The sequence below is a fragment of the Exiguobacterium sp. SL-9 genome, from assembly GCF_004336985.1.
GTDB lineage: Bacteria > Bacillota > Bacilli > Exiguobacteriales > Exiguobacteriaceae > Exiguobacterium.
Window position 1 is genome coordinate 629,530 of the sequence record NZ_SJUO01000001.1, and the last position, 25,735, is coordinate 655,264.

General features: G+C 52.5%; 23 protein-coding genes and 1 other annotated feature. Of the genes, 6 read left to right on the forward strand and 17 right to left on the reverse strand.

Going from position 1 to position 25,735, the window contains the following annotated elements; genetic code table 11:
• Positions 1-5 precede the first annotated feature (5 nt).
• The 7 genes from EVJ34_RS03270 to EVJ34_RS03300 form a co-directional block, all read right to left on the reverse strand.
• Positions 6-758, reverse strand: a complete 753-nt coding sequence (locus EVJ34_RS03270; protein WP_131484677.1) for a prepilin peptidase — start codon at positions 756-758, stop codon at positions 6-8.
• Between the two features lie 132 nt (positions 759-890).
• A complete protein-coding gene (locus EVJ34_RS03275; protein WP_131484678.1) occupies positions 891-1,373 on the reverse strand; it encodes a prepilin-type N-terminal cleavage/methylation domain-containing protein in 483 nt (160 codons plus the stop codon).
• Between the two features lie 141 nt (positions 1,374-1,514).
• Complete coding sequence (locus EVJ34_RS03280; protein ID WP_131484679.1) at positions 1,515-2,732, reverse strand: type II secretion system F family protein; 1,218 nt, start codon at positions 2,730-2,732, stop codon at positions 1,515-1,517.
• Positions 2,733-2,736: 4 nt separating this feature from the next.
• Positions 2,737-3,771, reverse strand: coding sequence for a type IV pilus twitching motility protein PilT (locus EVJ34_RS03285; protein WP_131433512.1), 1,035 nt, complete (start codon positions 3,769-3,771; stop codon positions 2,737-2,739).
• 4 nt (positions 3,772-3,775) lie between these two features.
• Positions 3,776-5,434 (reverse strand): GspE/PulE family protein, encoded by a 1,659-nt coding sequence (locus tag EVJ34_RS03290; RefSeq protein WP_131433510.1) that lies wholly within the window; start codon positions 5,432-5,434, stop codon positions 3,776-3,778.
• Between the two features lies 1 nt (position 5,435).
• On the reverse strand, positions 5,436-5,717 hold the full coding sequence (locus EVJ34_RS03295; RefSeq protein ID WP_131484680.1) for a hypothetical protein: 282 nt from the start codon (positions 5,715-5,717) through the stop codon (positions 5,436-5,438).
• Positions 5,714-6,940 carry a G5 domain-containing protein gene (locus EVJ34_RS03300; RefSeq protein WP_131484681.1) on the reverse strand — a complete coding sequence of 409 codons (1,227 nt, stop codon included), beginning with the start codon at positions 6,938-6,940 and terminating at the stop codon, positions 5,714-5,716. Before EVJ34_RS03300 ends, EVJ34_RS03295 begins: the two co-directional genes overlap by 4 nt.
• A gap of 163 nt (positions 6,941-7,103) precedes the next feature.
• Here EVJ34_RS03300 and EVJ34_RS03305 point away from each other — a divergent pair, with 163 nt between their 5' ends.
• Genes EVJ34_RS03305 through EVJ34_RS03315 form a run of 3 tightly spaced genes read left to right on the forward strand, consistent with a single transcriptional unit; the run spans position 7,104 to position 9,732 of the window.
• Complete coding sequence (locus EVJ34_RS03305) at positions 7,104-7,556, forward strand: prepilin-type N-terminal cleavage/methylation domain-containing protein (RefSeq protein ID WP_131484682.1); 453 nt, start codon at positions 7,104-7,106, stop codon at positions 7,554-7,556.
• The gene (locus EVJ34_RS03310; protein WP_236636628.1) at positions 7,495-8,058 is read left to right on the forward strand and encodes a prepilin-type N-terminal cleavage/methylation domain-containing protein; all 564 of its coding nucleotides are present in this window, start codon (positions 7,495-7,497) and stop codon (positions 8,056-8,058) included. Before EVJ34_RS03305 ends, EVJ34_RS03310 begins: the two co-directional genes overlap by 62 nt.
• 18 nt (positions 8,059-8,076) lie before the next feature.
• A complete protein-coding gene (locus EVJ34_RS03315) occupies positions 8,077-9,732 on the forward strand; it encodes a hypothetical protein (RefSeq protein WP_131484683.1) in 1,656 nt (551 codons plus the stop codon).
• 44 nt (positions 9,733-9,776) lie between these two features.
• Here EVJ34_RS03315 and EVJ34_RS03320 read toward each other — a convergent pair whose 3' ends face one another.
• The 3 genes from EVJ34_RS03320 to EVJ34_RS03330 all read right to left on the reverse strand — a co-directional run bounded on the left by EVJ34_RS03320 (position 9,777) and on the right by EVJ34_RS03330 (position 15,459).
• Positions 9,777-10,418, reverse strand: a complete 642-nt coding sequence (locus EVJ34_RS03320) for an ankyrin repeat domain-containing protein (protein ID WP_131484684.1) — start codon at positions 10,416-10,418, stop codon at positions 9,777-9,779.
• 21 nt (positions 10,419-10,439) lie between these two features.
• The gene (locus tag EVJ34_RS03325) at positions 10,440-14,165 is read right to left on the reverse strand and encodes a DUF5057 domain-containing protein (RefSeq protein ID WP_236636629.1); all 3,726 of its coding nucleotides are present in this window, start codon (positions 14,163-14,165) and stop codon (positions 10,440-10,442) included.
• 73 nt (positions 14,166-14,238) lie between these two features.
• Positions 14,239-15,459: a bifunctional folylpolyglutamate synthase/dihydrofolate synthase gene (locus EVJ34_RS03330; protein ID WP_131484685.1), complete on the reverse strand. Its 1,221-nt coding sequence runs from the start codon at positions 15,457-15,459 to the stop codon at positions 14,239-14,241.
• Between the two features lie 108 nt (positions 15,460-15,567).
• On the opposite strand from EVJ34_RS03330, the gene EVJ34_RS03335 reads away from it, so the two are divergent.
• The 3 genes from EVJ34_RS03335 to EVJ34_RS03340 all read left to right on the forward strand — a co-directional run bounded on the left by EVJ34_RS03335 (position 15,568) and on the right by EVJ34_RS03340 (position 17,462).
• A complete protein-coding gene (locus tag EVJ34_RS03335; protein ID WP_131484686.1) occupies positions 15,568-17,004 on the forward strand; it encodes a protein adenylyltransferase SelO in 1,437 nt (478 codons plus the stop codon).
• Between the two features lie 90 nt (positions 17,005-17,094).
• Positions 17,095-17,271, forward strand: a complete 177-nt coding sequence (locus EVJ34_RS15680; RefSeq protein WP_161568879.1) for a hypothetical protein — start codon at positions 17,095-17,097, stop codon at positions 17,269-17,271.
• Positions 17,268-17,462 carry a hypothetical protein gene (locus EVJ34_RS03340; protein ID WP_131484687.1) on the forward strand — a complete coding sequence of 65 codons (195 nt, stop codon included), beginning with the start codon at positions 17,268-17,270 and terminating at the stop codon, positions 17,460-17,462. The genes EVJ34_RS15680 and EVJ34_RS03340 overlap by 4 nt, the downstream gene beginning before the upstream one ends.
• Positions 17,463-17,659: 197 nt before the next feature.
• Here EVJ34_RS03340 and EVJ34_RS03345 read toward each other — a convergent pair whose 3' ends face one another.
• From EVJ34_RS03345 to hemC, 7 genes are all read right to left on the reverse strand, one after another.
• Positions 17,660-17,869 (reverse strand): hypothetical protein, encoded by a 210-nt coding sequence (locus EVJ34_RS03345; RefSeq protein ID WP_131484688.1) that lies wholly within the window; start codon positions 17,867-17,869, stop codon positions 17,660-17,662.
• A 156-nt stretch (positions 17,870-18,025) separates the two neighbouring features.
• Positions 18,026-18,808, reverse strand: a complete 783-nt coding sequence (locus EVJ34_RS03350; protein ID WP_131484689.1) for a hypothetical protein — start codon at positions 18,806-18,808, stop codon at positions 18,026-18,028.
• Positions 18,809-18,902: 94 nt separating this feature from the next.
• Positions 18,903-21,554 (reverse strand): valine--tRNA ligase, encoded by a 2,652-nt coding sequence (locus tag EVJ34_RS03355; protein WP_131484690.1) that lies wholly within the window; start codon positions 21,552-21,554, stop codon positions 18,903-18,905.
• Between the two features lie 55 nt (positions 21,555-21,609).
• Positions 21,610-21,830, reverse strand: a binding site (T-box leader).
• A gap of 47 nt (positions 21,831-21,877) precedes the next feature.
• Entirely contained in the window at positions 21,878-23,182 is a 1,305-nt protein-coding gene (gene hemL, locus EVJ34_RS03360; RefSeq protein WP_131484691.1) for a glutamate-1-semialdehyde 2,1-aminomutase, read from the reverse strand.
• Positions 23,179-24,159 carry a porphobilinogen synthase gene (gene hemB, locus EVJ34_RS03365; protein ID WP_131484692.1) on the reverse strand — a complete coding sequence of 327 codons (981 nt, stop codon included), beginning with the start codon at positions 24,157-24,159 and terminating at the stop codon, positions 23,179-23,181. The genes hemL and hemB overlap by 4 nt, the downstream gene beginning before the upstream one ends.
• A complete protein-coding gene (locus EVJ34_RS03370) occupies positions 24,156-24,842 on the reverse strand; it encodes a uroporphyrinogen-III synthase (protein ID WP_236636630.1) in 687 nt (228 codons plus the stop codon). Before EVJ34_RS03370 ends, hemB begins: the two co-directional genes overlap by 4 nt.
• Entirely contained in the window at positions 24,814-25,731 is a 918-nt protein-coding gene (hemC, locus tag EVJ34_RS03375) for a hydroxymethylbilane synthase (RefSeq protein ID WP_131433482.1), read from the reverse strand. Before hemC ends, EVJ34_RS03370 begins: the two co-directional genes overlap by 29 nt.
• Positions 25,732-25,735 lie beyond the last annotated feature (4 nt).

Here is a 25,735-nt window from a genome sequence, read left to right on the forward strand (position 1 = left end):
TCCCCCTACATCAAATCAAAATACCATTCAAAAAAGCGTTCGCTGAACCAAAACGTCAGCATCGTGCCGAGTGCGATCGACGGCACGAACGGGATCGGCTGTTTGCGATCCATCCGTTTCAAACCGATCAACGTCAGTCCAACGATCGCGCCAATCAAGCTCGATAAAAACAAGGCGACGAGGACGTCGCGCGGCCCGAGAACGAGCCCGATTACTGTAAATAGTTTGACATCGCCGGCCCCAAGTCCCCCTTTGGAGACGAAAAAAACGGTGGCGAGAACAGAAAAGCCGAGTGCCGCTCCAGCGATCGGCGTCCACCATGCCGCACCCGCACTATAGGCGAGCAATAGGAGGACCGGTGCTGAGAACAGGAGGATGACGTTCGGCACAAGCATCGTCGACAAATCCGACATCGCCAAGGCGAGGAGCGTCGATAAGAAGACGAACGCAAGGAGCGTCGTAAGACTGAAGCCGTATAGCCAGAAGCTATAGGCGTAACCGACCGCCCCGAGTAATTCAAACAGCGGGTACGTCGGCGCGATCCGCCCGCCACAGCCGCGGCATTTCCCGCGCAGGAACACGTACCCGAAGACCGGAATCAGTTCCCAAGCGGATAAGACATGTCCGCATGACGGACAGTGGGAGCGCGGCGTGACAATGGACTGTTTGCGTGGCACGCGGAGCCCGACGACGTTCGTGAATGACGTGATAACGGCCCCGAGGACGAGGCTATAAATGAGTCCAATAAGTTCAACCAATCAAGGTCACTTCCTTACTTGTAAGTATATGCCATAAACAGAAAACCGGCTAGGCTGAGCGAGTGCCCAGCGCCAGCCGGAGAGAAAAAATTATAAGTTACCTCTACCTGTTTAAAGCGTAGGTGTACCAGTTTAAGGCGTAGGTGCTGTTTTAGTTTTTTCTAACTCATCTTTATTTAACACTGATTCTCCACTTTCAACAAAACTATACTTTGTTTCATCACTAGTAAGGTTGACTTTATAAGTGTATTTTCCATTAGTATTTTCGATGTCAACTGAAGCTTCTGAATATGCTGTAGAGTTATCATCGTCAAAAGGATCCTTGAGCGCAGAAATATAATTCAATCCATCACCCGACCCAGTAAAATCTAAAGTTTCCGTATCAGCTACAGGATTCGACGCCGTATGTAATTTCGCCGCACTCACCATCTGCTTCGCATCGGCAACCATCGCATCTTTCTTCGAGTTCTCAATAATCCCACCAATCGCGACAACGGCGATGGCTGCGATAATCCCTAAAATTACGACGACGACGAGCAATTCGACGAGTGTGAGTCCGCGCTCATCTTTCAATTGTTTGGCATCTTGCCAAATCATTTTCATTTTCTCTAACATGACTGATTCTCCCCTTTTGTGTGTTTTGCTGCGTAGTGTGCTGCATGCATTACCTTTGACCTAAGTATAAGTAGAACAATTTTACTATACCTTCAATAAATAGGATTGAACAGATAGAAATCTGCAAATAAATAAAAAATTCTACTGATTTTGGATATCTCCATAAATTTGGAACATCGGCACGACAATCGCGATGACGATGACACCGACGATGCTTGCCAATACGACAATCAACAACGGTTCGATAATCGATTTCAGACGGTCCGTCGTCGTCTCGACCTCGGTCTCATAAAACTCCGCGACCTCATTCAACATCGAGTCCAAATCCCCACTCTCCTCGCCGACCGCGATCATCTGTGTCATGAGCGGCGGGAAGCTGTCGTTTCGTTCGAGCGGCTCATGGAGCGGGATTCCTTGCGCCATCATCTTACGCGCCTGTCCAAGCCCTTTGCGGATGACCCGGTTCGAGACGATTTTCTCGGTAATCTCGATGGCCGACAAAATCGGAACGGCCGCTTGAAGCAAGACGGCCAAACTCCGCGTCAACAACGCGATTTGTGACTTCAGGACAATCGGTCCGAAGATTGGCAGCTTTAACAACAACCCGTCAATCACGTACCGTTCCTTGTCCCGTTTGAGCATCCAGGTGAAGATGAGCAGCGCGAGGAATGCCCCACCAAAGATAAGCCACCAATAGGCGGCGACGAAGTCAGACACGGCGACGACGATGCGCGTGATGAGCGGAAGTTCCCCACCGAGCTGTCCGAAAATACTCGCGAACGTCGGGACGACGTTCACCATGAGGAACGCGACGACGCCAATGGCGACGATCGACACGACGAGCGGGTACGTCAACGCCGAGATGACTTTCCGTTTGACATCATACTGTTTTTGGAGTTGGAGCCCGATCTGGTCGAGCGCCTCCTCCAAGTTTCCGCTCGCCTCGCCTGCGAGTGCCATCGAGCTGAAAAAGTTTGAGAACACGCGCGGGTGTTTCTTGATCGCCTCCGAGAAGGCTATCCCTTCCCGTAAATCGTCCTCGACTTGGCTGAGTGTTCTCTTCAACACTTTTGATTCGGTTTGGACGCGCAAGATGGATGTCGCCCGGACAATCGGCACACCGGCCCGGATGAGCGTCGCGAACTGGCGCACGTACATAATCAAATGTTCGATTTTGACCCGCTCAGGGAGCAGATTGACTTCTTTATTTAAGCCAGTCGATTCGAGTTCAGCGAGTTCGGTGACGAGAATTGATTCTTGACGCAATTTCTCTTTCGCCTCGCGGAGCGAGACGGCGGTGATTCGTCCTTTTTTACGCTTTCCGTTCAGCAATTTGCCTTCGTATTGGAAGATGGCCATCTAGTCACCTCTCTTCATTTGGTGTGGCATTCGGGTTGATGACACCTTGACGAACGAGCTGTTCGATTGCCATGTCCATCGTCTGCATCCCGTTCTGCCGGTTCGTCTGGATGACGGTCGGGAGTTGAAACTCCTTCTCGTTCCGAATCAAGTTGGCGACGGCCGGATTGCCGATCATAATCTCCATCGCGGCGACACGCCCTTTCGGCACGTCGACGCGCGGGAATAAGCGCTGACTGACGACACCGAGCAGGACGTTGGCGAGCTGGGTCCGAATCTGGTCCTGTTGCTCGGCCGGGAAGGCGTCGATGACACGGCTGACGGTCGACATCGCACTTGATGTGTGAAGTGTCGCCATGACGAGGTGCCCCGTCTCGGCAGCCGTCATCGCCGTCGAGATCGTTTCAAGGTCACGCATCTCCCCGAGCAAGATGACGTCCGGGTCTTGCCGGAGCGCGGCGCGAAGACCGTCGACGAACTTCATGACGTCCGAGCCGATCTCACGTTGATCGACGATGCTCTGGTCGTGCGAATGGAGATATTCAATCGGATCCTCGAGCGTGATGATCCGTTTCCGCTGTGTCCGGTTGATCTCGTGAATCATCGCGGCGAGCGTCGTCGATTTCCCAGACCCCGTCGGTCCGGTGACGAGGATGAGGCCGTACGGCTTCTCAATCAACCGCTTTAACACTTGCGGCAAATCGAGCTCGTTCATCGTCGGGATTTCCCCGGAAATGGAACGGAACGCGATGGCGACCGTGCCCCGTTGGTAATAGGCGTTGACGCGGAACCGCGACACGCGCGGGACACCGAACGAGAAGTCGAGATCGCGCTGCATGTCGAGCCGACCGCGCATCTCGTCGGTCATAATCTCTTTCAAATAGCTTTCGATATGGAGCGGCAACACTTTCTCGTCACCCATCGTGATGAGGCTCCCGTCGACCCGGATGATCGGCGGTGAGCCGGCGGTCAAGTGGATGTCCGAGGCGCGTTGTTCGACCGCTTTCGTTAAAATCACTTCAATCGACTGATGGACCATAAACTCACTCCGTTATCACTGTTCTCAATATTTCCTCGGTGTTCGTCAATCCGAGCGCGACTTTCTCAAGCCCGTCGGCGAGGAGGAAACGGACGCCTTGTGCTTTCGCATAGGCGACCATCTCGGCCTCCGTCGCCTGGTTCATGATCAGGCGGCGCAGCCCTTCATCGATCGGTACGACCTCATGGATGGCGAGCCGTCCACGATAGCCCGTGAAGTTACACGACGCGCAGCCGTTGCCGCGCATGATCCGCTCGACCGGGACGCCTTCAGCACTAAACAGTTCCTGCTCCCGTTTCGAGACCGGCTGTTCGTGCCCGCAGTCACGACAGACGCGGCGGACGAGCCGCTGGGCGACAAGCCCTGACGTCGAGGCAGCGACGAGGAACGGTTCGACCCCCATGTCAATCAAGCGGGTGATCGAGCTGATAGCCGAGTTCGTATGCAGTGTCGAGAGAACCAAGTGACCCGTCAACGACGCCCGGATCGCAATCTCGGCCGTCTCGGTGTCCCGAATCTCCCCGACCATGACGATGTTCGGGTCTTGTCGCAAAATCGACCGAAGACCGGACGCGAACGTCAAACCGACTTTGGCGTTGACTTGGACTTGGTTGATGCCATCGAGCTGGTACTCGACCGGATCTTCGACCGTAATGATATTTTTCGATTCTTCGTTCAGTTCTCGCAACGACGCATAGAGCGTCGACGATTTCCCTGATCCTGTCGGCCCGGTGATGAGGATAATCCCGTTCGGCCGTTTCAACATGTCGCGATATACGACCTCGTTCTCCTCGCCGAAGTCGAGTTTCGTCAAATCCGTCAACCCTTCCGACGAGTCGAGCACCCGGATGACGATTTTCTCCCCATACATCGTCGGGAGCGTCGAGACGCGGAAGTCGTACGGGCGGCCCCGGAGCGTATATTTGATACGTCCGTCCTGTGGCAAGCGACTCTCCGTGATGTCGAGGTTACTCATGACCTTGAGGCGCGTCAGCATGACGCTTTGGATTTTCTTCGGATAGACGGTCTCGGTCCGAAGATCACCGTCGACCCGGAAACGGACGTGCAGCTGTTTCTCGTGCGGGTCGAAGTGGATATCCGAGGCGCGCTGGTCGATCGCGCTCAAGAACAACTGATTGACGAGCCGGATGACCGGAGCGTCATCACGCGACGCCGTCTCTTCCCGTTCAAGTTCAGGTGCTTCTTCTTTTAAAATCTCGATAAGCGACGCGTCCATCTCGTAAAAGCGGCTAATCGTCTTACGAATCTGTTCACGCGTAGCGATGCCGACCTCGATGTTCATTCCCGTCTGGAGACGCACGTCATCGATGGCAATCAAATCGAGCGGGTCCGCCGTCGCGATGAACAACGTGTTGCCTTGCAACGAAATCGGCATAATGTCATGTTTTTGGGCGATGACTTTCGGGACAAGCTTCGTCACGGTCACGTTGATGTCTTGCGCATATATTGAAATGATCGGCACGTTCAACTGCTCGTGTAGCACTTGAATCAATTGCGTCTCAGTCAAATAGTTCAATCGCATGAGTGCGTCCCCGAGTTTCTCTCCGGTCCGCTTTTGAGTAAGTGCTTCGTCTAACTGGTTATGCGTGATCATCCCCGCCTCAACGAGCATCTCGCCAAGCCGTTTTTTCGTTCTTCTCAACTTACTTCACCATCCTCTGTGGTACCTCCTGTTCGACGTTTCGCTGTTCGATGAACGTACTGAGTGCCGCACCACCGGCCAAGCCGACGGCGAGGAGGGCCCACGCCCACCACACCCGTTCAAGCCCTTCAACGTACAGGCTATACACGCCGAGCGAGAGCACGGCGACGAGCAACGAGATGACCCCTTTCGTCTCACGCTTCCGAATGTACGGAATCGACAAGGCGAACACGGTCAATGTGGCGAGTACCCAAAAGGCGATCAAAATCAAATATCCGATCATCCGACTGCCCCCTCACTTGGCACCGGGTCATCTTCATACACCGGTGGCTGTTCTTCAAACTCATTCAATCCGTCATCCTCTACATCGTCATCGAACGGGTCATCTTCCAGTGATTCGTCCGGAAAAGTTGGAATCACCGGCTCGATCGGTTCAGGAGGCGGGAGCGGGACGGAACTTTTCGTCACGATTTCCGGGATCGGCTCGTAAAAATCAAATCCGAGCAGCTCAAGTGATTCGCCGGTGTCCGTGATACGGACGCGATACAGTTTACCTGATTCCCCGGTCTGCCCGGACTGGGTCACAGATGAACTGCCTGCCGTGAGCGAAGGCGAGAAGCGGACGATGTTTTGATAGGGGACAGTCGTCACGTCTTCGACGCGCGATTCATAAGCGCCGACGAACGGCTTACCGAGTAACTGCACCGTCACGGCGTTCCCTTCCTCTAACACGATGAGCGCGTATGGTGTCTGTTCCGTGTTCTGCACGGCGAAGTTCGAGCGTTCATCAACTTTGACATCATAGCCGAGCTCGATATCAGTCGGCAGCGTCTCATGTTGCACGCGTTCCAAAATTTGAAACGGTGTCGCCGCGAACAATTGATACATGGAGGATCCGAGTGTGCTGAGCGCCTCAAAATCTTCCCCGAACGCTTTTAAGCTGAAGATGTCACCGGCTTCCATCTCGAAGCCGTTCATCCGGTCGATCGCTGAACGCATCGCTGGCGTCGGGCTGACCGTGATCGAGGCGACGACGTCGCTCTCCGTTGCCGTCATCTCGAGCATCACGTCTGAATTTAAGTTCGAGGCCGCTTCGATGAGCAGCGGTGTCACCATCGAAAGCGTCACCGGTTGGTTAGTTAAGTATGGCGTCAACCGTTCTTCGTCGACCGTCGTGATGAGCGGATATGTATCCGATTCAGTGACCGCCTCGAGTGTCGCGTCGACGTTGAACGAGACGACGTCTTTTCCGACTTCGAGTGCCGTCCCATCGACGAGCGTCACCGTGAACGGCGCGTTGTTGAAGTCTTTGATGGCGTTATCGAGCCGAACGACCGCTTCTTCTTTCGTCATCCCCGATACATTGATTCCAGCCACTATTGTTTCTTTATATGTAGTACTCGTCTTTGCTGAGGCGTCGAGATAGTTCACGAGCCCAATCGTCGGCAATGACACGAGTAGGACTAACCCGGCTAGGATGAACAAGTGCATCCCATATCGCTTCATTCCATTTCCCCCTCTATTTCAAGTCAAATGAGACTTCTGAATGACTATCCGTTCCCACTGTAACTTTAGTATAATATGCATTGTACAGAAAATAACAATTATTTCAGGTTAAAAGTCTCTTTTTTCCTATCCTTAAATTATTTTTGAAAAGGAGGTCAACGCGGTGAACCGTTCCGAACAAGGTTTCACGCTCGTCGAAGTGCTCGTCTCGATTGTCATTCTATCTATCGTCTCCTTTTCCTTATTGAACATTTTTAGTCAAAGTTTGAAAACCACAAACGATAGTATGAATCGAACCATTGCCAACCAAGTCGCACAAAACACGTTACATACACTTGATCGGCGAGCTTCAACGCTACAAGACGAGTTGTCCCTATCAAAACTTGTCCCGAGTGGGGCATCTTGTCCATTTTGTACAGAGATTAACGGACAAACGTTCCAAGTTGACGTAAACGAAACGCAATCGATTCAACTCGCCAATACGCTTGAAATTGAAGTGTCCGTCATGACGGACACGATGACCACACCTGTAAGTCTGAAAGGAGTGATATCAAATGCCACGTTACGTGAACCGTTCCCCGAAACAGCTGTTCCAGAAAGTGAAGACGTTCAGTAAAAAATCAGATGGTTTTACATTAGTTGAACTGCTTGTGACAGTAGTCGTGGCATCAATTTTGAGCGGGGCAATTATTACAGCTTTTCTATCAGGCACTCTAGGGTTTAGATTGACAAACGAGACTAGTGAACTGCGAAGTGAAGCCGACTATTTAGTCTCTTCCATCTTATCAGAAGTGAACCGCAGTGAATTCGACGCGGTCACAGTGATCGATGACACTTATCAGTTTCACCGACTTTCCGAACCACAGATTTCATCGGCCGGCATGATTTATCGCCAAGCCGGCTATGAATCGATTGAACTGAACTTATCTGATTCGTCTTATACACCAAGTAATCCAAACGTAGTGCTCGAGCGAATCTCGATTCAACTACTTGATCCCGTTTATGACACGCGTCGTCCACGCTATATGACCAGTGGACTGTTTGAAATCGAGCTCGTATTGTCTTTAGCCAAGAACCCTGATTCAACCAGAACGTTTAAAAGTACTATCCCATTTTAAAAGAAGGAGGTTCTCATTATGCATAAGCGAGAAGAAGGATACGTCCTCGTCCTCGTCCTTGTGACGATGGCTGCACTCGCTGTGTTATCACTCGCCGCCATGCAAGTCAACCTTGTGACAAATAAATTGACGAGCATCCGGACCGAAGATACACAGCTAAACGAAGACGCAAGAAGTGCGCTTAACTTAATTGCAGCAGACGTGCGTAATCGTTTTCCGCTTCATGATACAAATCGCGTACCGGATCATATGACTTCTGAGACCGTATTTAATGACGCGATTCAAGAGACACTTGCTTCCGACGAACCGTTTGTGCAATTTAACGAGACGAGCGACAGTACCATCACGTACTCAATCCGATTAAAAGAGGATGACGAAGCAAACACCCTAAACACCGCACCATTCACAAAAGTTTTACAAGTAAACGTCGTGGCTAGCCGCCAAACGAACCCTGAACAGCCACGTTTAAAGGTCGAATACACTCAAGATTTATATTTAACGGCGTTACCATCATTTTTATATTACGTACTTGGTTCAGACCAACAGCTGTCGGTAAATGGGATGCCGACTGTGAAAGGAAATATTTACTCGGGAGGTCCGTTCACGTCGTTGCGCTCTGCCAATTACCAATTGGATGGTGAAGCGAAACAGCTCCAAAACCTTCCCACGAGCCGCTTTTATTTAGATGGACGAATCGACGTACCGGACCTTGCCTCTTGTAATGTATGTCGTCAGCCAAACTATTTCACAGCTGGAAATAACGGCGCGAACGAGTTTCCAGATGCCGGACCTGTCACTAGCCAGTTCTCACCATTCCAGTTTGACTATTCCATCATCGAGTTCGTGAACCGACGATTGGCTCAAAAATTGCCTTACACGAAAACGGTCGAAGCTACCCTCTTCAAAGAATCAATCATCCCTCGGACAAACCAAGTGTTCGAGACGGAACGTGTCATTAGTGACGATGGCTCGACTATTATCGAACGTCCGAGTCCCTATTTAACAAAACGGCTATATGACCGGTTAACGGATACGTCCATCGTGACACTACCGCCCTCTTTAGCGGGGAGACCGATGGTGATTACGGAATCAATTGCAAAAAATGAGAATCCACTCTTGTTTGACGGTGACCTTACAATTGATTCGCTTGATCATATTTCGATTGATCGGCCGTTGCTGGTAAACGGCGATTTGACAATTCAAGGAAACGTCTCATTTGAGTCCACGGTATACGTGCTCGGTGACAGCGTGATTGATCGCGCCAACATTCGACCACTTGATGAAGACGGTCTCAATTCGCTCATCCTTCTTTCGAAAGGCAAAATCTTATTGAACCGGATTAACGAATTCGAAACCGGCTCGACATCACTCCAAGCCTTTTTGTATAGTGACTCTTTAGAAAAGACACAAGTGTACGCGGTCGGGTCGGAGCTCCAAATCAAAGGGGGGTTATATAGCAGAGGCCCGCTCGACGTAAACGTCTTCCGTGGTCGTTACCCAGAGGCGGACGGACTGTCGGCCGCTCAGTACTTTGAGCGTAACGTACCCGAGCAAGCGCCCGAGTATTCGCGTCTTCAGCTGACGTATAACGATGCGGTGTTCAATCAATTGGATACGTTACCTGTCACCAATCAGCTTCAATTTTTTGTGAGCCAACCGATTCAACTTCAATAAGTGACAGCAAAGACCCGCGCTCCAGTGAAGGAGCGCGGGTCTTTTTAACGTTGATTCATCCACTTCAATACAGCGTCGGAACGGAACTCACGAGCCAACTGTTCGTGCGTAGACGTCCATAACGCTCCGTTCGCAATCAACCGTTCGATGAGCATCACATGATTATGGCGGACCGGTTGATATAAAATTGATTCTTTCGCTTGCACCGGAATCGTTGCACCACCATCAAGCAGTGAAGTGACGGCGTTCATATCGAGCGCATCAGTGGCGAGGACAAGGAGCCGATCATCATCAACTTCTTGGTTCACAACTTTCCATTTTTCTGCATCCGCGTTTTCACCATACACTCTCGCCATGAGTGGCTCTCCGTTCACTTCCGCGAACGGATCAGCCCCATGTTGCAAATAGGTGCGAATCACTTCACTCGTTCCGAGTTGAAGGGCTTCTAAAAATAAGTCGGGTGTCGGCTTTACTTTTTCAGATGCAATTGCGAGTTCGACCGCTTCCCATTCACCACGTCGTTGAAGCTCATGAACGTCTTCCACAGTCAAATCACGTTTTGCCGAGACGGCTTTTTGCAGTTCCTCTCCTTGAAGGGACGCAAGGTCGACTGTCGCTTTGCTCCAAACGAATAGTCCGAGTGATACGAGCAGCACCATGGCATATAACATCCATTTTCGTTTCAATTGACTTCCAACTTTCTTGGATTAATACCGATCGTCTTTACTCTCTCCCGATGTTTCAATGACACGGACATAGAACGTGTCTATAACAGGTACGAACGTTCGACCGTTAGGAAGCGTCGTGTATACTTTCACTTTTGCGATACCTGGTTTGACGGGAATCAATTGCTTGCCAGAACTATTCACCTTCACAAACGCTTCACCTGCCAACACTTCTAAACGGTAATCTCGCCATGTCGCTGTGACCGGCCAGAATTGAAGTGACGGACTTCTCGGTGCCGCATCTTCTCCAATATTGATGGTCATGTCTTGCGCCAACACTTGATTCGGATACTCGTTTACGCGAATCACAGTAGGATTAGATACGACATTTTTAAGTGCAGTCTCGACGAAGGCGGTCTGTAACGAGATAGACGTCACGTTCCCGTTTGACCCATGGCCATGATTGGCGCGTAGCGTATAACCAGACGCGATAGGTGTAACCGTCAACGCAGCGGGTATCGTTCCAATCAACGTCGTCTCTTTTCCGACTTCTGGGTTGGACAAAATGCGAATCGAAGCCGTATCGTTCACACGCTTCTCTTCATCAAGGCTATCCCATACCCATAGATCGAGTTGTTCCGGCGTTTGCGTCAACGTAGGCGCTACTACACTCACAGTGAACGTCGTAGACGGCATACGAATGTTCAAATTAGTGAACTCGTCCCCTGCGATTACCGTCGCTTTAATGACCGTTTCACCTGGCTTGAGGCCGCTAATTTCCAGTGCCAAGCCTTTTTGAACGAACGAGACACTGTCACCCGACACGGTCTCATAGCGCACTGTCTCGAATTGAGCCGTACTCGGTAGGATGCTTGGAGTCACCGTCACCTTTTGCCCGACGTATAACGATTGAGCGTTGATTTGGATTTGCTCAGGTGGACTGATGACTTTGATGGTCGATTCAGCTGTAATGGCCGGTCTTCCTTCTCCTGGTTCAACCGTTAAACGTAGTTTCGCTTGTCCAGTTTTGATTCCTTTAATGACGGCGTTATTGCCTAAGCCACTTAATTGAACGATGCCGTCATTGTCCACGACTTCCCATTTTAAGTTTTTCCAGTTCGGGTTCGTGAACACATTCCCTTTTGCATCAGTGATGACCGGACTGACGACTTGATCAGCTCCGATTTGTAGTGTCACATCTGGAATCGTCGCTTTATAGGCGAACGGGGACCCGATGTTGATGAAGAGATCCGGGAACGTTGAGGTGATGGTCGTCTCCTTATCCCAGTCGTTATGTTTATCTAATATATGATCTTGCTTCTTCGAATAATCGATGTCCGTCTTGAGGGCGTTGTCGGCTTGTTTCAACTGGAGAATCGAAGCAGAAGGTTGAACAGCTCGGACGACGACGTCAAACGTGAGACGACGAGCCCCGCTCTCCTCTGGTAAAAAGACGTTGACAGACCCATTTCGTAAATAATAGAGCTCTAACGGGAATGCGACATCAATTTTTTGAGTATTTGAGACTGGCAACTCGTTTCCTGCCGCATCGCGGATGGCCACGACTTCAAGTTCTTTTGGCAACTGTTCAGTGAATGTCGCCAACTTGATGCGAATAAACTTGTCTCCTAACTGGTTCGGTAGTCGATCAAATTGCTCAGGATACTCGACTTGATAATTGATTGTCCCTGTCTCATACAAGGAGATGGTCGACGGATTAATCGAACGTGTCACTTTAATTAAATCCGAGACCGATTCCGGTTGTTTCACATTGATGGTTAACGTATCGGTCACTTTGGCGTTTCGCTTGTCCGTAGTCTCGATGGATACTACTAAAGGTGTCCCTTCGATGACATCGGCGGCCGGTATGACGAATTCTCTTACCTCATAGTTTCGTAAATTTTCAAACGTACTCGTCTTACCGTTGTACGTGAACGTCGAAGTGAGCGATTGATCTTGGAAGTCATAGTCGCTTGGACGCCACATGATGCGTACATCACGTCCAGCCGTCACTTCAAGCGTCTTTGTTTTAATGTCTTCTTTCAAATAGGCATTCACTTGATCGCTAATCGATTCAATGATGTTATAAGGTTTATGGTTTGCCCCGATGAAAGCACGATACATCGTATTGATAAAGATTTTTTTCTCATCAAGCTGTGTGAAGCTGTTCGTGTGTCCTGCTCCTGAATACGTAAAGTTGTTTTTTGTGTAAGTGTAATAATGGTTATTCGCATCTCCATAGACGCGGTTTCCGCTTGTAGAGTACAAATTATACCAAGGCGTCACTTCAGGATCATTTAAATCGAGCGTGAAATATTGATTATGGGTACTTGAAATACTTTTCGGTGCTGCATCTAACTTGAACGGATAGTTGGTGAAAATCCCATCTTGAACTTTGATGGCCTGCGACGTTCGTTCAGGTGCACCGAACCCCATGTTCGTATACGTCCGTTGCCCAGAAATGTTCGATGCGGCATCTTGGTGGACAAACTGCCGTTCCCATTCTGAAGTCGGCGTATCCGCGCTATTCGTGCGGAAAATCGTGTCGTGCGTCAACATGACCCCTTGGCCAGTCTCGCTGAAGCGTTTGACTTTTCTCGTCGCGGTCTCACTCATGCTTCCTGACACGTTGTATGAGTCTTGAAAGCCGAAGATCAACATATCATATTCGTTTGCCGCTAATGACGCATCATATGCGCCTTTATCGAAACTGTCCGTGTTTCCGTTCGTCAGCTTGAACGCATAGTTTCCGGCCGGGTCGACAAGCATATCTGATAAATCTCTAGAGATTTGTCCGTTCGTGCTCGTTCCTGCCGTCAGTTGTAAAATATTTGCTTGCACTTGTTGATCCACGTAGACAAAGCTTCCTTTTTTAAAGTCGGCTCGTCCAGTAATCGTATCTTTCACTACAAGCATCCAGTTTTTCGGACCACTGAACGTCGGACGTGACAATGTAAAGTCAATCGTTGCCGAAAGCTTGGCAGCTTGCTCGACCACTTTTTCTTGAGGCTGGAACCGGTCATTGTGATCGAAGTCGATGTATAGCTCGACAATCGTGGCAGCACTTGGAGACATCGCCAAATTGTACGCGAAATTAATCGGAGCTCGGACATCCTGTTGAACAGTGATGGTGTTATTCGTGATAGGTTGCTGATTGTAGGTGACGTTCGTACTCGTCAATCGAGGACGGATTCCCGTAGATTTATTGAGTTGTTGAATCATCTGCTGATCGATATTTTTCTCGCCTTCTTTCGGGAAGACCGAGACATTCGAGTACGTCGCAAATGAAGCGAGTCGTTTCAATTGGGGACCTCCATTTGCCGCATCTTCGTGCACATAAAGCGGTAAGCCGACACGCACGATTGAGTTGAACAATTCATCTACTTTGAGGGCAGTTAAATCGTTGAATTGAAGCGTCGTGTCATGGTTCGCGCTTCGTCCGATAGTTCCCGTCTGGTATTTGACAGACAACGGACTGCTGCCGATCATGACCGCGTCATACGCTCCCGCCATCGGAAAACGAGAAGCGTTAAATTCTTTAATCGTCATGAACTGTACGTTTAACTTCGCTCTGTCTATATTCAATGAGGCGCGATATGTATCAATTGCTGCCTTATATTGATCGACGGTGAGCGTTTTCGATGAGCTAAATGCATCTCGTAAAATGAGAATATTCAATGGGGGCTGATTAGTATTGGCAGATCCGGTTGGTGGCACAACCGAACCTAGTAAAATAAAAATGATGAGTACATGCAGAAACTTACGCAATGCGAGTTCCTCCCCGAATTTGATGGTTATGCTTTATTATCACACCACTTTGCCAGAACTTACATAGATTTCTTTAAGCATTGGTAAATGTTTCTTTTAAATATGTTCTCACTTCGCTAATAAAATAAAGCGACCCCGTCACGACGAGCGTTTCGGATTTTGGTGCTTCGAGCCATGCGGCCAACCACTCCTGCCAGTCCACGTACCGGGCCCCGTCGGCAATCAGACTGGCTTTCGTCCGAGTGCGCGGGAAATCGAACGTCGTCTCATAGACGTCCGCGACTGTCTGGAGTGACGTGATCATCGCTTCCCGGTCCTTATCAGCAAGGATGGCTGCGAGGACGGTCACGTCAGGCTCAAGTTTCAGCTGCTCGATGAGCGCGGCGACACCTTCCGCGTTATGTGCCCCGTCAAGCACGATGCGCGGCTGTCTCGAGACGAGCTCATAGCGGCCCGGATGTTGTGCCGACTCGAGCCCTATCCGAATCGCTTCCGTTTTCCAACCAAGATGACGTGCCACGGCGACGGCACATGCTCCGTTATACGCTTGATGGTGTCCCGTCAACCCGAGCGTCACCGTCGACAACCCATCATAGGTCACCACTGTCTGCGCCCCGTCCTCGATGGAAGCGACGAACGATGTGACGTCGTGAACCCACGCGTCCATATCGTTCCCTTGTTCTTCGAGCAACGCAATCAACCGTTTTTCGGTCAAACTATGGAACATCGGCACGCCCGACTTCATGATGCCGAACTTCTCGAGCGCGATCTCTTCGAGCGTGTCCCCGAGAATCCCTTGATGGTCGTGTCCAATCGACGTCACGACCGTCGCGAGCGGTCGCGTCAACACGTTCGTCGAGTCAAGCCGGCCGCCAAGTCCGACTTCCCAGATGACGAGGTCAGGCTGTCGTTCATGGAAATAGAGCCACGCCATGACCGTCAACAGTTCGAACTCTGTCAACGTCTCCGGTGATGCGCTCGCACAGTCACGGACCCGGTTGGCGATCCGGACAAGGTCGGCTTCTCGGATCGGTTCCCCGTTTAACATGATCCGCTCCTCGAACTGGATGATGTACGGCGAAATGAACGTCCCGACGTTCAATCCTTCCGCAAGCGCCATCGCCCGCAAGAAAGCGACCGTCGACCCTTTCCCGTTCGTCCCCGCCACGTGAATCGACGGCAACTCCTCGATTTGTAGCGCGTTTAACATCCACTCCATGCGTTCCAGTCCGGGCTTGATCCCGAACCGTAGCTGCCCGTTCAGCCATTTCAATACGTCTAGTCTCGTCTCCATCTTCCATCACTCCTGTTTTCACACTTCCCTCTCATCTTACCAAAATTCCTGAAGCCCGACGCAAGGAATCGGCTGTGCTATACTCGAGGCGAAGAAGGGGGAATTACTATGACCAACAGTTGGAACTTCGAGGCGACCTACCTCGATCTCCGTGACATCTTTTACGACCGGGGACCCGTCCATCCGGTCGACAAACCGGTGCTCGTCCTTTGGAACGAAGCTCTCGCCGAGACGCTCGGACTCGACGCCGAGGCGCGCCAAGACGTTGCACTCTTCGCTGGGAATCGCCAGACCGATACATCATTCTCACAAGCATATGCCGGCCACCAGTTCGGGCACTTCACGATGCTCGGGGACGGACGCGCGCTCATGCTCGGGGAACACGTCGCCCCGAACGGGAAACGAGTCGACGTCCAATTGAAAGGCTCAGGTCCGACCGAGTACTCGCGTGGCGGCGATGGACGGGCCGCCGTCGGCCCGATGGTGCGGGAATTCCTCATCAGTGAAGCGATGCACGCCCTCGGCATCCCGACAAACCGGGCGCTTGCCGTCGTCACGACGGGTGAGCCGATTATGCGCCAAGGACCGAAGCATGGGGCCATCTTGACACGCGTGGCCTCGAGCCATTTACGTGTTGGTACGTTCCAATACGCCGCTGCAGCTGGCTCGATCGACGACGTCATCGCGCTCGCCGATTACGCGATACATCGCCACGATCCGGACCTCGAAGGAAAACCGGACCGCTATGAACAGTTCCTTGGCCGCGTCATCACCCGCCAGGCGAAACTGATCGCGGAGTGGCAGCTCGTCGGGTTCATCCATGGTGTCATGAACACGGATAACACGTTCATCAGCGGCGAAGGACTCGACTATGGTCCGTGTGCGTTCATGGACACATATCACCCGAACACGGTCTTCAGCTCGATCGACCGCGAGGGCCGCTACGCCTATGCGAACCAGCCGTATATCGAATCGTGGAACTTGGCCCGCTTGGCCGAGACGCTCTTGCCGCTCCTCGCCGACACGCAGGAAGCGGCCGTCGACATTGCCAACAAACTGTTGAACGACTACACGGAAACGTATAAAGACGCGTACTTCACCGGTCTGGCCCATAAAATCGGGCTCTACGTCCGTAAAGACGGGGATGATGCACTGACGGACGAGCTGCTGCGGCTCATGATGGAGTCCGAGGCCGACTTCACGAACACGTTCCGCGCGCTCACGCTCGGCGACACGGACGCGCTCGTTTTTGCTAAACAGGACGACGGCAAGGCGTGGCTCGCCGCTTGGCGGAAACGACTCGGGGAACAAGGTCTCCCGGACGAAGACGTCACCCGGCTCATGCGTCAACATAACCCGGCCGTCATCCCGCGCAATCATCACGTCGAAGCGGCGATTCAAGCGGCCGAACGTGGTGACTTCGATCCGACCCACGCACTGCTCGACGTCTTGCGAAATCCGTATGATTACGAAGCTGACTGTGGACGCTACGTCTCTCCCGGACCGCCGCGGACGTATCCGTATCAGACATTCTGTGGCACATGATCCATCTCGCTTTCGCGGGATGGTTTTTTTGTAGGAACCTTTTGGCTAGTCGCCACGTAGAATAAACAAAGTCCGTTTGGAGGTTTTATAATGCGCTTACTCGCTTCACTCATTTCGTTAGGTTTCGCCTGCATGATTTCGCTCGAGCTTTGGCAAGGACCCTTTCTCAGCAATTGGGTCTGGACGATGCCAGCCTTCTTCCTAGGTGTGTCGTTCGTCCAATTCATGAAGCATTTGAACGAGCTTGAATGGAGTGACTCAAAATGAAGATGACCGTCTTATTGATGGCGATGATTGTCGTGTCCACGTCCTACCTCGTCTATAGTTTTTATTTGTCGTTGACGGGTCAGCCGATTCAGCCGCAAGTGACCGGCTTGGCGATTGGCGTCCTGCTCACTTCCTCTTATTTCGTGACAACCGGCCGTCTTCCGTTTTGGAGTGAGAAAGAAGACGGATGAAAGTCATCTATTCCATATTGCTGTTGTTTAGCGGGATGCTCTATCTTGTTTATGTCGTTCATCTATTCCGTATCAGACATCCTCAGCCGCTCCTCTTGCATGCTTTGATTGTTATTGTTTTATTTGGCATCATCTACGTTGGACGCAAAAGAAACCCCGAACATCGATGAAGATGCACGGGGGTTCTTGCTGCTCATTTAAATACCAAAATGAACCAAGTCCTTGCCTTCACGTTCAGCTTGAATGATGAGACGAGCTAAATCGCTCAACTCTTCTGAACGAGGAAACGCACGTGATTGCGTGACAATCTCATAAAACATCGACAACGATTCGTTTGGGATGATGGTAATTCCGTAATAATCCAGCCCGAGCTCAGGACGATGATACGATTGGAAATAGGTACGCATAATCGAACACGCCTCCATAAGCTCTTGGATAAAATCATCATCAACCTCAGTGTATCCATCATAATCTGGATTACGTATAGGTGTTTTCAATTTTCGATCCCATAAATCAAATTCGTGCACTGGCAAACGAGAACCCATCCTTTCTCCTGATTCAATTTATTCTTTGATTGGAAAATCCACCACCGACGCCTCCGGCAACGAGTCTGAGAGGTTGAGCAATACTTCTTCTGACACATCACCCGTCAAAACGATGAGCTTGCCTTGATTCAGATAAAACAAGCCCCTCCCTTCCGGTTGATCCAAGCGATACCGCGCATTTGAATCGTCTCGCCGCTCAATCAATTCTCCGTCCGCCACACTGAACGCATCGGTCGTTAAAATCGTGATGTGCTGTGTCTCATCATACAACGTCCACATCTCTACCGGTCGCTCCAGCTGATCCATGTTGAGGTGGGCGACAAAGAGCTCCTCTTCGGACAAATCCAACCCGTGCCGGACTTTTTCGGCCGTCTCGGGAATCGTAACGTTTTGGATGCCATGCAACACCCATTCCTCGCCCCGTGAATAGTTGAACACACCGAACGCATCGTCGCGGTTTGGTAACTGGATGGCGATGAGCCCGAGGTCATCGATGACCATTTCATAGAAGACGCCGTCTCTCGACGGTCGTTCGGACGTGCCATCCGTATATTGAAGCGTGTATTGGGCCGTGACCGCATCGAGTAGTCGAACGGTCCCTTTCGGCACGTCCTCGATGATCGAGCCGAACACTTCTTTCGCCGTCGTTTCCTCAACATCGGAAACGGATGAATCAATTTCTTCTTTGTTTACGCTAACCGTGATTTTTGATTCCATCGGTTCGATGGGTGCAGCTCGTTCCGCCACACACCCACTCAATCCCATCACAGCCAGACCTAACATCATGCTGATTCGTCTCATGTCACTCCACCTTTGTATCATCTCCTCTCCTAAATTCCACCAAACGACAAAAAAACCTTCTTCGGAGAACTTTTCTCCAAAGAAGGTCCAACTTTTACTTACGCAACTCTTCCAAACGCGCACGAACCGCGTCACGCTTGTCGAGGTAGTCTTTCTCTTTCGCCTTCTCTTCGTCGATGACGTGAGCCGGTGCCTTGCCGGTGAAGCCTGGGTTGCCGAGTTTCTTCTGAACGCGCTCGACTTCCTTCTCGTACTTCGCCACTTCTTTTTCAAGACGGGCGATCTCTTCTTCAAAGTTGATGAGGTCAGCGAGCGGGATGAATAGTTCCGCACCCGTCATGATAGCTGACATCGACTTATCAGGAGCTGTCAAGCCACGTCCGATTTCGAGCTCGGTCGCGTTCGTGAACTTGCCGATCGTCGCTTCGTTTTCGCTCAAGTAACCTTGTGTCGTGTCGTCACTCGTCGCGATGAAGAGCTGAATCGGTTTCGACATCGGGGCGTTCACTTCCGAACGGATGTTACGGACCGAACGGATGACGTTCATGACCGCTTCAAACGCTGGTACCGAGTCCGCGAAGTGGAGCTCGTCGCGGCGTGTCGGGTAGCTCGCACGGACGATCGAGTCGCCTTCGTGCGGCAAGTGCTGCCAGATTTCCTCTGTGAGGAACGGCATGAACGGGTGCATGAGACGCATGATCGAGTCGAGCGTGTACGCGAGCACTGAACGTGTCGTCGCTTTCGCCGCCTCGTCCTCACCGTAGAGCGTGAGTTTCGCCATCTCGATGTACCAGTTACAGAACTCTTCCCAGATGAAGTTGTACAAGTAACGGCCAGCTTCGCCGAACTCGTACTTGTCGACGAGACGCGTCACTTGGTCGATCGTGTCGTTCAAGCGTGTGAGAATCCACTTGTCAGCGAGCGTCTTTTCACCTGACAAATCGATATCCTCATACTTCATGCCGTCCATGTTCATAAGGGCGAAACGGCTCGCGTTCCAAATCTTGTTCGCGAAGTTCCATGTCGATTCAATCTTCTCCCAATAGAAACGAAGGTCGTTCCCTGGTGTCGATCCCGTGAGGAGGAACCAGCGGAGCGAGTCCGCGCCGTATTGGTCGATGACTTCCATCGGGTCGACGCCGTTTCCGAGCGATTTCGACATTTTGCGGCCTTCCGAGTCGCGGATGAGACCGTGGATGAGCACGTCGTTGAACGGCTGCTTCCCAGTGAACTCGAGCGATTGGAAAATCATGCGCGATACCCAGAAGAAGATGATGTCGTAACCCGTGACGAGCGCGCTCGTCGGGAAGTAACGTTTGAAGTCTGCTGAGTCCGTGTCCGGCCAGCCCATCGTCGAGAACGGCCAGAGCGCTGACGAGAACCATGTGTCGAGCACGTCTTCGTCTTGGTGCCAGTTCTTACTGTCAGCCGGTGCTTCTTTGCCTACATAGATTTCACCTGTCTCGTTATGGTACCAAGCCGGGATACGGTGGCCCCACCAGAGTTGACGGCTGATACACCAGTCGCGGATGTTCTCCATCCAGCGGAGGTACGTGCCTTCGAACCGCTCTGGGACGAAGTTGACTTTCGTGTCGTCATGTCCTTGCGCTTCGAGCGCTGCTTTCGCGAGCGGCTCCATGTCGACGAACCACTGTTTCGAAAGATACGGCTCGATGACCGCGCCTGAACGTTCCGAGTGACCGACCGAGTGCGTGTGCGGCTCGATCTTCACGAGCGTGCCGTCCGCTTCTAGGTCTTTGACGAGTTGCTTGCGGCATTCGAAGCGGTCGAGCCCTTCGTACTTGCCGGCGTTCTCGTTCATCTTGCCGCCTTCGTCCATGACGAGGATGCGCGGGAGCTCGTGGCGGTTCCCGATCTCGAAGTCGTTCGGGTCATGCGCCGGCGTGATCTTCACGCAACCTGTACCGAACTCCATGTCGACGTAGTCGTCGGCAACGATCGGAATCTCACGGTTCATGACCGGAAGCATGATCGTCTTGCCGACGAGGTGCGCGTAACGCTCGTCTTTCGGGTTGACGGCAACGGCTGTATCGCCGAGCATCGTCTCCGGACGTGTCGTCGCGATCTCGATGTGGCCTGAGCCGTCAGCGAGCGGATACTTCATGTGGTAGAACGCGCCTTCGACTTCTTGGTAGATGACCTCGATGTCCGAGACGGCCGTCTTTTGCGCCGGATCCCAGTTGACGATATATTCGCCGCGGTAAATCAAGCCTTTCTCATAGAGACGGACGAACACTTCCTGGACCGCTTTCGAGAGTCCTTCGTCGAGCGTGAAGCGCTCACGTGAGTAGTCGAGACCGAGGCCAAGTTTTGACCACTGGGCACGGATCGTGTCGGCGTACTCGTCTTTCCATTCCCACGTCTTCTCGAGGAACTTCTCGCGTCCGAGGTCGTAACGCATGATGCCGTCCTCACGGAGCTTCTGTTCGACTTTCGCTTGCGTCGCGATTCCGGCGTGGTCCATCCCTGGGAGCCAGAGGACGTCATACCCTTGCATGCGCTTCAAGCGCGTCAACAAATCTTGGAGCGTCGTGTCCCACGCGTGTCCGAGGTGAAGTTTCCCTGTTACGTTCGGTGGCGGGATGACGATCGTGTACGGCTGTTTTGAATCGTCCTCGTCTGCTTTGAATACGTCGTTCTCTAACCAGTAGTCATACCATTTCGCTTCCGTCGCACTTGGATCGTACTTCGTCGGCATGGTGATTTCGTTTGTCTCGTTGGCCATATGCGCAACCTCCTCTAATCATGTGGACAAAAAAACGGCTACTCTCGTCCTTAACGCTAAGGACGAAAGAAGCCGTATCTTCCGCGGTACCACCTTAGTTCGCCAATATGTGGCGCCCTCAAAATCGAATAACGGTCGATGGACCGGACCTCCCTACTTCGTTCAAAAGGTCAGCTCCGAGGCGACTTCGGCCCCATCCCTCGCGGCCTCGCACCAAGCGGCCGCGTCTCTGAAAAAGGATGTTGTTGGCGTACTATTCCTCATCGTAGCTTTTAATCGTATCTGTTAAACAATTGTAGCGACAGAAGATGGTTCCGTCAAGATTACAGTGAAAACTCTTGTTGCAACTCTTTGAACGTCGCGTCGACCGCTGCGAGCGTCTGGTCGATATCTTCATCCGTATGCACGGTCGAGAGGAACAAGCCTTCGAACTGTGACGGTGGCAAGAAAACGCCGCGCGCCGCCATCTTCTGATAGTAAGCGCGGAACAAGTCGAGGTTCGCCGTCTTCGCTTTCTCGAAGTTCGTCACTTTCTCGTTCGTGAAGAAGAAACCGAACATCGAGCCGGCACGGTTCGTGTCGTGCGGGATGTTATATTTCTCGGCCGCTTTCGTGTAGCCTTCAGCGAGACGGTCCGCTTTTCGTTCGAACTCGGCGTAATGCTCAGGCTTGAGTTGCGACAACGTCGTATAGCCGGCGATCATCGCAAGTGGGTTGCCTGAGAGCGTCCCGGCCTGGTAAATCGGTCCTTGCGGCGCGATTTGTTCCATAATCTCGCGTTTTCCGCCATAGGCACCGACCGGAAGGCCGCCGCCGATGACTTTCCCGAGGCACGTCAAGTCCGGCGTCACGCCGAAGTAGCCTTGGGCACAGTTGTAGCCGACCCGGAAGCCGGTCATGACCTCATCAAAGATGAGAAGCGAACCGTACTGTTCCGTAATCTCGCGAAGTCCTTCAAGGAAGCCAGGCTGTGGGGGCACGAAGCCCATATTGCCGGCCGCCGGTTCAACGATGACACCCGCGATATCGTCGCCGAATTTTTCGAAGGCGACGCGGAGGGCATCCAAATCGTTATACGGCACTGTGAGCGTCTGGCTCGCCAAATCTTTCGGCACGCCCGGTGAGTCCGGGAGACCGAGTGTCGCGACACCCGAACCGGCCTTGATGAGGAGCGAGTCGCCGTGACCGTGGTAGCAGCCTTCGAACTTCAAGATTTTCGTCTTGCCCGTGTAGCCGCGTGCGAGGCGGAGTGCCGCCATCGTCGCTTCCGTACCCGAGTTGACCATGCGCACCATCTCGATCGATGGGACGCGCTCGATGACGAGCTCGGCCATTTTCGTTTCAAGCTCGGTCGGTGTCCCGAACGTCCAGCCTTTTTCGGCTTGCTCTTGAATCGCCTTCGTCACGACAGGGTCACGGTGGCCGAGGATGAGTGGTCCCCATGAGAGGACGTAGTCGATATATTCGTTGCCATCGATGTCGTAGACGCGCGAGCCTTCGCCACGTTCAGCAAAGATTGGCGTCATACCGACTGATTTATAGGCACGGACCGGGCTGTTTACCCCGCCCGGCATGAGCGGACGTGCTTGTTCGAACGCCGCTTCTGAGCGTGTTTGTTTGTAGGTCATGCGTAGTCTCCTTCCAAATAGCGACAGACGTCTTTAGCGAAATATGTGACGATGAGGTCCGCACCGGCCCGCTTGAAGCCGACCATCGTCTCCATGACGATGCGTTGCTCATCGACCCAGTCGTTCAAAGCAGCCGCTTTGACCATGGCATACTCTCCGCTCACGTTATACGCCACGATCGGCATATCGAGCGAGTCGCGCATGTCACGGATGATGTCCATGAACGCGAGCGCCGGTTTGACGATCATGAAGTCAGCGCCTTGCTCGACGTCCGATTGTGATTCCCGGAATGCTTCGCGGCGGTTGGCCGGATCCATCTGATAGCCTTTGCGGTCGCCTTCACCAGGTGCCGATTGGGCCGCATCACGGAACGGTCCGTAGTACGCCGATGCGTATTTGACGCCGTAGCTCATGATTGGGATATGGTTGAATCCGTTTTGGTCGAGTCCTTCACGGATGGCGGCGACGAAGCCGTCCATCATCGAGCTCGGTGCGATGATGTCAGCACCGGCTTGCGCTTGTGTGATCGCCGTCTGCACGTGAAGCGGTAGTGACGCGTCGTTATCGACATCACCGTTCTTCACGATGCCGCAGTGGCCCGTCGACGTGTATTCACAGAGGCACGTGTCGGCGATGACTGTGAGCTGTGGCGCCCACTCTTTTACTTTGCGGATCGCTTCTTGGACGATGCCGTGGTCATGGTACGCCTCGCTGCCTTCCGGGTCTTTATGTTCCGGCACACCGAACAAGAGCACCGATTGAATGCCGAGGTCGACAATCTCGTTGATCTCGTCCTCGAGACGGTCGAGTGAGAAGTTGAAGACGCCCGGCATCGAGCTGACCTCACGTTTAATGTCTGTCCCTTCGATGATGAAGAGCGGGTAAATCAAATCTTCTTTCCGAACATGATTTTCACGTACGAGTGCACGCATCGACTTCGAGGAACGAAGGCGACGGTGACGGTCAAACTGGTTCATGAAAAATCCTCCCCTATACACTGTATTAATGCATCCATAGTATAACACTCAGGCACTCGGACCGGTAACGTCGACACTTCCCGGACGGCGCGCTCGGTCACTTCACCGATGGCGTACCACGTCCCATGGAAATGCTCGAGGTACGGCGTGAGCGCTCGCACGGCGGATGGGCTGAGGACGAGGAGCGCCTCGATTCCTTCGAGCGCCTCGACTTCCGTCCCCGTCAGTTCACGGCCGATCGTCTCATAGACGACCCAGTCGTGAACGTTTGCGAGTTGCTGCATATGATCCGTGTTCGCCAAATCGCCTCGGGCGAACAAGACGATATCACCCTCATCGACGACACTCGCCAAATCGCGGAATAACGCCTCGCCCGTAAATGTATCCGGCATGAGCGCGACGCTGAAGCCGACGGCCTCGAGTGCTTGTTTCGTCTTCTCCCCGACGGCCGCGACTTTGACGTCGCGCGGGACGTCACGGAGCGCCGGCACCGCCGTCTGGCTCGTCACGACGAGCCAATCGAACCGGTGAATCGGGATCTCTCGATGTGTCAGTCTCGTCTCGATGAGCGGGACGTGATGAACGGAAAGACCGCTCGCGGTGAGCCGGGCTCGTTGCGTAGCGGTCAGTCGTTTTGTCCCTGTGTACCAGACGTCACGCATTGACCGAGGCGAGAATTTCACGCCCGCCGCGTCCAAGCAAATCGTCTGCCACGTCGTTGCCGAGTGCGATCACGTCAGATGACGTCTTCGTCACGCGAAGCACTTCTTTGCCGTCGACTGAAGCGATGAGCCCAGTGAGCGTCACGTCGTCCCCGTCGACCGTCGCGTAACCGCCGACCGGAACGTGGCAGCTGCCTTCGATCGCTTTGAGGAACGTCCGCTCCGCCGTCGCGGCTTTCGCCGTCACGTCATCGTGGAGCAATTGTAGAATCGCCGTCACTTCAGCATCCTCTTTCCGGCTCTCGATGGCGAGCACACCTTGTCCGACGGCCGGGACCATCATGTCGGCGTCAAGCGCCTCGAAGTCGACACGGTCCGTCCACCCCATCCGTTCGAGCCCGGCTTTGGCGAGCAAGATGGCGTTGAAGTTTTCCGTCTCGAGTTTTTTGAGACGTGTGTCGATGTTGCCGCGGATCCATTGAATCTCGAAGTCCGGGCGGGCGGCGAGCATTTGGGCGCCGCGACGGAGTGAGCTCGTCCCGATGACGGCACCTTCCGGGAGCGTCTCGAACGTATAGCCGTTCTCGCAGATGAGCACGTCACGAGCGTCGACCCGCTTCGGCATACAGCTGATATAGAGTTCTTCCGGCAACTCGGCCGGGACGTCTTTCATGCTGTGGACGGCGAAGTCAATGTCCCCGGCAATCATCTGTTGTTGGATTTCTTTGACGAACAATCCTTTGCCGCCGACTTTTGACAACTGGACATTGACGATTTGGTCGCCTTTCGTCACGATCTCTTTGATTTCGAACTCGTTTTGCGCCCCAGCTTTCTTCAATTGGTCGATGACCCATTTCGTCTGTGTCATCGCAAGTTGTGAACGGCGTGAGCCGACGATAATTTTACGCATAGTC